Here is a 7,726-nt window from a genome sequence, read left to right on the forward strand (position 1 = left end):
AGGCCGGCTACAGAGTACCGTTACTCTTCAATCGGATTCGGTATCACGGGTCGCGAAGCGGGCCAGCGGCCCGCGCTCCTTCGCCAGCCGTTCCCCACCTTCTTTCTCTTCTCGCGGGCCACTCACACCGCGCAGCTTCAAGCGCGCCGGGCCGCTGAAACTTGAGCCAAAACGCTTGACTCTCCGCGGAAGCGGAGTTATAGCCGCCCCGCTTTCTCACACACACTCTACGCGGGGCCCAACGGCCCCAGGAGACGGAAAGCCCGGTGCCGCTGGGGCGGCGCCGGGCGCACTCGCGCCGGCAGCGGCGCCGCGGGACGGGCCGCGGCGCACGGGGGCTTTGTGCCGGCGCCCCGTTTCCCAGCGCAGGGGCAAAGGAGGCCATTGGTGTTCCAGGATAAGAAGTGGAACTGGAAGCGGGTGGCGGCCAACCTGCTGCTGGTGCCGGTGCTGACCGGGGGGACGGTCGCCATCGTGCACGCCCAGTTCGGCAAGGACCGGGCCGACGCGCCGAAGATGCCGGCGATGGGCGCGCCGGCCCGCACCGGCGCCGCGCCGGCGGCCAGCGGCGACCCGCAGCAGCTCCTCAAGGACGGCCGCAAGGCCCTCGCGGACGGGCGCTTCGCGGACGCCCGCGACCTGGCGCAGGCCGCCGAGGCGCACAACCCGGGCGGCAAGTGGGGGCTGTTCGACGACACCCCGGCCGCCCTCCGCAAGGACATCGAGTCGGGCCAGGCCAAGGCCAACAAGGCGCAGGCCGAGCAGCTCGTGAAGCAGGCGAAGGCGACCGCCGCCAAGGCCGCCGCCAACGACGCCGAGCGCGCCTACAACCTGGACCTCGCCATCCAGATGGCCAAGAAGGCCGACCAGCTCCACGGCCCGTACTCGTCGTGGGACTTCGGCGACCGCGCCGACAAGCTGGTGAAGGAGCTCCAGGCCGCCCGGACCAAGTACAAGGTCGCCCCGGCGGCCGGCGCCGCCGCCGCCGCCACGCCGCCCGCGGGGGCGACCGCCCGGACCCCCGGGCTGGGCACCCTGCCGCCGGCCACCAGCGCCGCCTACACCCCGGCCGGGGGCGCGGACGCGGGCAAGAAGCAGACCGCGACCAAGCTGCTCGCCGAGGGCCGCGCGCTGGCGGACAACGGCGACTTCATGGCCGCCAAGGCCAAGTTCACCGAGGCCGACCGGGTCGGCGCGAGCTTCGACGCGAAGGAGTTCTCGCCGGGCTTCGCGCTCCAGGACCTGAACACCCGCGGGGCCGCCGCGATCGACCAACTGGTCCGCGACGCCCAGGCCGCCAGCGCCCAGAAGGACTTCGCGAAGGCGAACGCGGCGCTGACCAACGCGACCGCCGTCGCGGCCACGCTCGGGCTGTTCCCGAAGCCGATCGTGGAGGCCAAGCAGGCCCTGTGGGTCGCGTCGAACGGGCAGTTCGGCACGGCCGCGCCGGGCGGCATGGCCGCGGCCGGCGGGCCGGAGTTCCTGGTCCCCGCCAGCCCGATCGGGAACACCGCGCCGCCGGTGCCGCCGGGCACCGCGACCGTGTACGGCGCCAAGCCCGCCGCGCCGGGGGGCACCGCCACCGGGCGGCAACTGCTCGACCAGGCCGCCTACGAGTTCAAGCAGGGCCAGTACGACACCGCGCACCGGCTCGCGGTCCAGGCCCACAACCTGGGCGGGGTGCAGGACGAGGCCCGCGCGCTGCTCAACAGCATCGACACCGAGAAGCTGGCCGGCAAGAAGCGCGAGGCCGTCGCCACGATGGCGAACGCCAAGGCCGCGTTCGACAACAAGGAGTACCAGCAGACGTTCAACGTGCTGGTGCTGGTGGACGGCAACCTGCTCACGGCGGACCTGAAGGCCGACCGCGACCGGATGATGTCCGCGTGCAAGGCGCAACTGGACAAGGGTAGCACGCGCGACGGCGGCGTCGCGCTCGCCAGCGGCGTCCAGCCGCCGGACGCGGGCGCCCCCGCGGCCGAGCCGCTCCCCGGCGCCGCGAGCCCGGCCCCGGCCAACCCGCCGGGCACCGCCCGCGTCGGGTCCGACAGCGCCGGCTCGGCCGACGCGCTCAAGAAGGTGCAGTTCCAGAAGCTGCGCAGCGACGGGCTGAAGGTCCAGTCGGACGCGCAGGCCGCGTTCGGCCGCGGCGAGACCGACCTCGCCATGCAGATGCTCGTGGACTACTCGAACCGCGTCCGGGCCTCCGGCCTCGACACCTCGAGCGCCGCGCTGCTGCTCCGCCCGGTGGACGCCCGCCTCGACACGTTCCGGCTGCTCAAGAGCCGGACCGACGCCGAGGCCCGTCAGGAGAAGGACAAGCGGGACGCGAAGGAGCGGATCGTCGGCCGCGGGATCGCGGAAGAGGAGCGCAAGAAGGAAGTCGCGCAGCTCGTCCGCCGGTCCAACGAGCTGATGAAGAAGGGCACCCCGGAGGGGTACGAGGGCGCCGAGAAGCTCGCGCTGCAGGCCAAGCAGCTCGACTCGGACGACCCGGCCGTGTCCGCGCTGTACGAGACGATCAAGCTGCACCGCCGGGTGAAGGAGGCGGAGAAGGCGAAGGCCGACCGCGAGCAGTTCTTCCTGGCCGGGGCCAACGACGCCGAGAAGATGGGCCGGATCGTCACCACCGACAACCCGGTGGCGATCGAGCTGGACCGGCTCCGGCGGGCCAGCCTGCGCGGGTCCGGCAACGACCTGCACATCAAGACCCGGACGCCGGCCGCGTACGAGATCGAGATGCGCCTGGACAAGCCGGTGACGGCCGAGTTCCGGCAGACCCCGCTCGACCAGGCGATCAAGAACCTGCAGACGCTCACCGGCGTGCCGATGTGGCTCGACGTGAACGCGCTCCAGGCCGAGCAGATCAGCGAGGTGCAGCTCGTCAACTTCGACGTGGGCACCGCGCTCGCGGCCAAGAACGTGCTGCTGTGCGTCCTGGAGTCGGCCGGGCTGAGCTACGTCATCGAGAACGACGTGGTGAAGATCACCACGACGAAGAAGGCCAAGGGCCGGCTGTACACGAAGGTGTTCTCGGTGGCCGACCTGGTCACCCCGGTGCCGAACTTCGCGCTGCCCGACTACGCGAACTTCGACAAGATGCTGAACAAGAACCCGCTGAACACCGGCAACCTGATGATGTCGGGCGTGAACATGCCGGCGGGCGGCATGGCCGGCGGGCTCGGCGGCGGGGTCCCGGCGGGCCTGAAGGGCGAACTGGCGACCACCCCGGGCATCCAGGGCGGGGCGCCGTTCGGCCCGGGCGGCAGCCTCCAGGCGAACCCGCTGGGCGCGTCCTCGAACGTGGCCAGCGAGTCCAACAGCAAGCACGAGCAGCTCATCAAGCTCATCACGAGCATGGTGCGGCCGTACTCGTGGGACGGGGCCGGCGGCGGCGGCAAGGTCGAGTTCTTCGACATCGGCAGCGCGCTGGTGGTGAACCAGACGGCCGACGTCATCGTTGAGGTGTCGGACCTGCTCGAGGCGCTCCGCCGGTTGCAAGACCTGGCGATCGCGGTCGAGATCCGGATCGTGTCGCTGGCCGAGTCGTTCTTCGAGCGGATGGGCGTCGACTTCTCGGTGAACGTCAAGACCCACACGAGCAGCTTCGAGCCCGCGCTGACCAGCGGCTCGTTCCGCCCGCAGCCGTTCATCAACGACATCAACAACAAGGGCGTGACCGTCGGCCTGACGCCGGCCGGGTCGTTCACCCCGGATCTGGACGTGCCGATCCGGGCCACCAGCTTCCAGCGGGCGATCCCCGGGTTCGGGAACTACCCGAACACGCCGGGCAACAACGGCGGCATCTCGCTCGGCCTCGCGTTCCTCAACGACATCCAGGTGTACACGTTCCTGGAAATGGCGCAGGGGGACCAGCGGTCGAACATCATGCAGGCCCCGAAGCTGACCATGTTCAACGGCCAGACCGCGACCCTGACGGTGGCCGAGACGCAGTTCTTCGTGACCAACGTGCAGGTGGTCTCGGTGAACGGGCAGATCGTGTTCATCCCGCAGCAGCAGCAGCTCCCGTCGGGCGGACAGGGCACGCTGAGCATCACCGTGCAAGCGGTGGTGTCGGCGGACCGCCGGTTCGTGCGGCTCAACCTGCCGGTGTCGCTTGGCGTGCAGGCCGGGGCCTCGGTCCCGCTGTTCCCGATCACCACGTTCATCACGCCGGTGTTCGAGGGCGGCAGCCAGGGCCAGCCGATCCCGTTCACCCAGTTCCTGCAACAGCCGTCGTTCACGCTGCTGAACATCCAGACCACCGTGGTGTGCCCGGACGGCGGCACGGTGCTCCTGGGCGGGCTGAAGCGGCTGAGCGAGAGCCGCAACGAGTTCGGGCCGCCGTTCCTGTCGAAGATCCCGTACCTGAACCGGCTGTTCAAGAACGTCGGCGTGGGCCGCGAGACCTCGCACCTGATGATCATGGTGACCCCGCGCATCATCATCAACGCGGAAGAAGAGATCTTCCAGACCGAGGGCGGTCGCAGCCCGGGCAACTGATCGGAACGCCGTTAGCGTGACAACCTTCAGGCCCGCGAGCGCTGCTCGCGGGCCGCTTTCGTTGGGTCGCACGAATTCGGCTGGCGGTGTTTGGTTTTTGTGGCGCCGACGTTCTGGTCTGCGCTGCACACGAATACGTGAGCCGGTTAGTTGCGTCTGTTTCTTGTGGCACGGACATTCCTGTCTGTGCGGCGCGAGAAGGCCGCACAGACAGGAATGTCCGTGCCACAACGATATCAGCCAAAAACAGACATCTGTAACCAGACGATGGGTAAGACCGCACAGGCAAGAATACCTGTGCATCAAAAGCAAGAATCAACGCGGGCGCCGGTAACCGAGCCGCGAATCAGCCGGCAGGTGCGGCTCTCACCGAATCGCAGGGCCGCGAACTCCTGAACGCGGGACGCGCGCGCAGGCGGGTGTGGCGTTCTGTTACCTCACCGCCCGCCTCTGGACCGCCGCTTTCCGGCGTGCCATGATGAACGTCTGCCCGCGTGAGGTCGCAACCGTATGACCGGCCCCGTCGTTCCTCTCCCGGCCCGCTCCGCGCTTTTGGGCACGCCCGGCGCGGGTCGGCATACGTGCAGTCAGCGAACCGGCGCGGCACCCGCCACGTTCGCTCTTCTTCCCGGCGGGCCGCAGTCGCCCCACTCGTCGCGGGCGACTGCGGCCCGCGGTGCCGGTCCCGTCGGAAGCCCGGTGCCGGCGCCGTGCGGGTGGTACACGGCCCGCCCCGCAGCCGCTAATGTAGGCCGTGCGGCTTCACGTTCTGACGGTGCGACGGCCTGCGAGGGCTGAACCGCAGCACGATCGCTCGCCCCACATCCGGTTCCTGTTCGCTCTCGACCGCCAAGGACATCCCGATGCCCGCGCCGAAGATACTGTCCGGGTTGCCCAAGCCGGTGCTGTTCGGGTTGTACGGAGCCGTCGGCGGGTGGCTGGGGGCGCTGCTGTTCGGCGAACTCGTCATGCTGGCGCTCGGCCCCAAGAGCGCCGCGCCCGCCACACCGCCGCCGCCCGAGCCGCGGCTCGCGGTCAGCGCGCCGACGGCCGTTCAGATTTACCAGGGCGGCACGAACAAGGTGCTGGTGCAGGTGGCCCGCGACGCGTTCGAGGGCGATGTCTCCGTTCGCATCGACGGGCTGCCCCCGGGGGTGCGCGCGTCGGCCCCGGACGCCACCGTTCCCGCGACCCGGACCGACGGTGAAATCGAACTCGTGGCCGCGTTCGGAGGGGCGGTGGGGGCCGGGCCGCAAAACGTGAAGGTGGTTGCGACTGCAAAGGCCGGAGAGAAAACGGTCACCGCGGAGTCGGCGCCGTTCGCGGTCACGACGCTGGCCGCGCCGAGGCCGCAAGCCGACATCGTGTTCGTACTCGACGTGACCGGCAGCATGCAGAACCAGATCGATGGGCTGAAGAACGGGATCGGCACGTTCTCGCGCGACCTCGAACGCGCTAAAGTGGACGCCCGGTTCGGGTGCGTGGCGTTCCGCGATTTGACGATGCCCGAACGGGACCCGGTCACGTACCCGTCGCTCCAGGTGCTCAAGTTCCAGGGCGAGGCGTTCACCGCGGACGCGGCCCGGTTCGCCGCCGCGGTGGGGCGCCAGCGGGCGGCGGGGGGCGGCGACGAGCCCGAGAGCAGCCTGGAGGCCATCATTGAGGCGAGCAAGTTCGACTTCCGCAAGGGGGCGGTGCGGACGCTCATCCTCATCACCGACGCCGCGCCCAAGAGTGTGCAGGGGTTGGGCGTGAGCCTCCGGTCCGCGTCCGAATCGCTGGCAGCGAACAAAGTCGATCTGCTGCACCTGGTCATCAACTCCCCCGGGTACGACGAGTACGTGGAACTCCAGCGGGCCGCGCTCGGGGTGCCCGGCGAGAAGGGCGGCGGGCGCGGCAGAGTGTTCGACCTTGAGCGCACCGCCAGCGACGCCACGGCCTTCACGACCGTCCTGCTGCCCGAGATGACGAAGGCGGTCATCGCGGCGGCCGAGGCGAAGCCCGCGAGCCGCCCGGATCTGCCCAAGCAGGAGGTCACACCGCCCGAGCTGAAGACCGTCAAGGCGGTACAATCGAACCAAACCTACGACGCCGCTGCGACCGGGCAGCTCGTGCTGGCGGTGAGCGTGTGGACCGGGGCGGTCGCGGCGCTCGTTTGTCTCTTCCTCCTGGGCGGACAGCAGCACTACCTGCGCGGCACGCTGCCATCGGCCGGGGGGGCGAGCGCCGCGATCGCGGGCGGGGCGGCGGTGGGGCTCGTCGGCGGCGCGGCGGGCCAGGGGTTGTTTTTGCTCGCTCCCGATAACCCCATACTCGGCGTCATCTTCCGCGTGCTGGGCTGGACCATCCTGGGCGCACTAGCGGGCGCCGGGCTGTCGCTCTTCGTTCCCAACTTGAAACCCAAGTACGGGTTGGCGGGCGGGGCGGCGGGCGGCGCGGCCGGGGCGATCGGGTACATCGTGGTGGCGTCGGCGGCGAGCGCGGTTCTGGGCCGGCTCGCGGGCGGCCTGGCGCTGGGGCTGTGCATCGGCCTGATGGTCGCGGTGGTCGAAGCCGCCTTCCGCAGCGCGTGGCTCGAAGTTCGGTACGGCCCGCGCGAGACAGTGACGGTGAACCTTGGGGCGGAGCCGGTCAAGATCGGCGGCGACGCCCGGGCCTGCACCGTGTGGGCACGCGGGGCGGCGGCCGTGGCGCTGCGGTACTTCATTCGGGACGGCCGGGTGATTTGCACCGACGTGCCCGCGCGCGAAGAGGTGGAAGTAACGAACGGCGACACCCGCGAAGTCGGAAACGTGACCGTGGTTGTGCGCACCGGGAGCAGCGCCCGGCCGCCCGCGCCGCGCCCCGCCGCGCCGCCGATTCCGAAGGCGAAGCCGGTCCCGGCTCCGAAACCACTCGATCTCGACGAGGACGACGGGCTTCCGCTTCCGATGCCGGCTTCGCCTCCGCCCGCGGCCCCGCGCGCGGCGGCTCCGTTCGTTCCTCCGCCGGTGCCGCCGCGCCCGCCGGCCCCACCGGTGCCGGGGCGTCCGCCGGCCCCTCCGTCGCCGGCTGCCCGCCCCCCGGTGGCACCCGTACCGACGCCACCGGCCGCGCCGGCGCCCAAGCCGCCGACGCGCGACCCGGACGCCTGTCCGGTCTGCGGGCGCAAGAACCCGGGGCGACCCGGTTCGCGGTACTGCATGGTCTGCGACCAGACGTACTGATTTCGGTGGTCGCAGGG

General features: G+C 70.7%; 2 protein-coding genes. Both read left to right on the top strand.

Annotated elements, in window-relative coordinates:
- Window positions 1–387: 387 nt before the first annotated feature.
- Window positions 388–4,503 carry a type II secretion system protein GspD gene (locus R5W23_RS04840; protein ID WP_320685356.1) on the top strand — a complete coding sequence of 1,372 codons (4,116 nt, stop codon included), beginning with the start codon at window positions 388–390 and terminating at the stop codon, window positions 4,501–4,503.
- Between the two features lie 863 nt (window positions 4,504–5,366).
- Window positions 5,367–7,709, top strand: a complete 2,343-nt coding sequence (locus R5W23_RS04845) for a vWA domain-containing protein (protein WP_320685357.1) — start codon at window positions 5,367–5,369, stop codon at window positions 7,707–7,709.
- Window positions 7,710–7,726: the final 17 nt, after the last annotated feature.

The sequence above is a fragment of the Gemmata algarum genome, from assembly GCF_034097035.1.
GTDB lineage: Bacteria > Planctomycetota > Planctomycetia > Gemmatales > Gemmataceae > Gemmata > Gemmata algarum.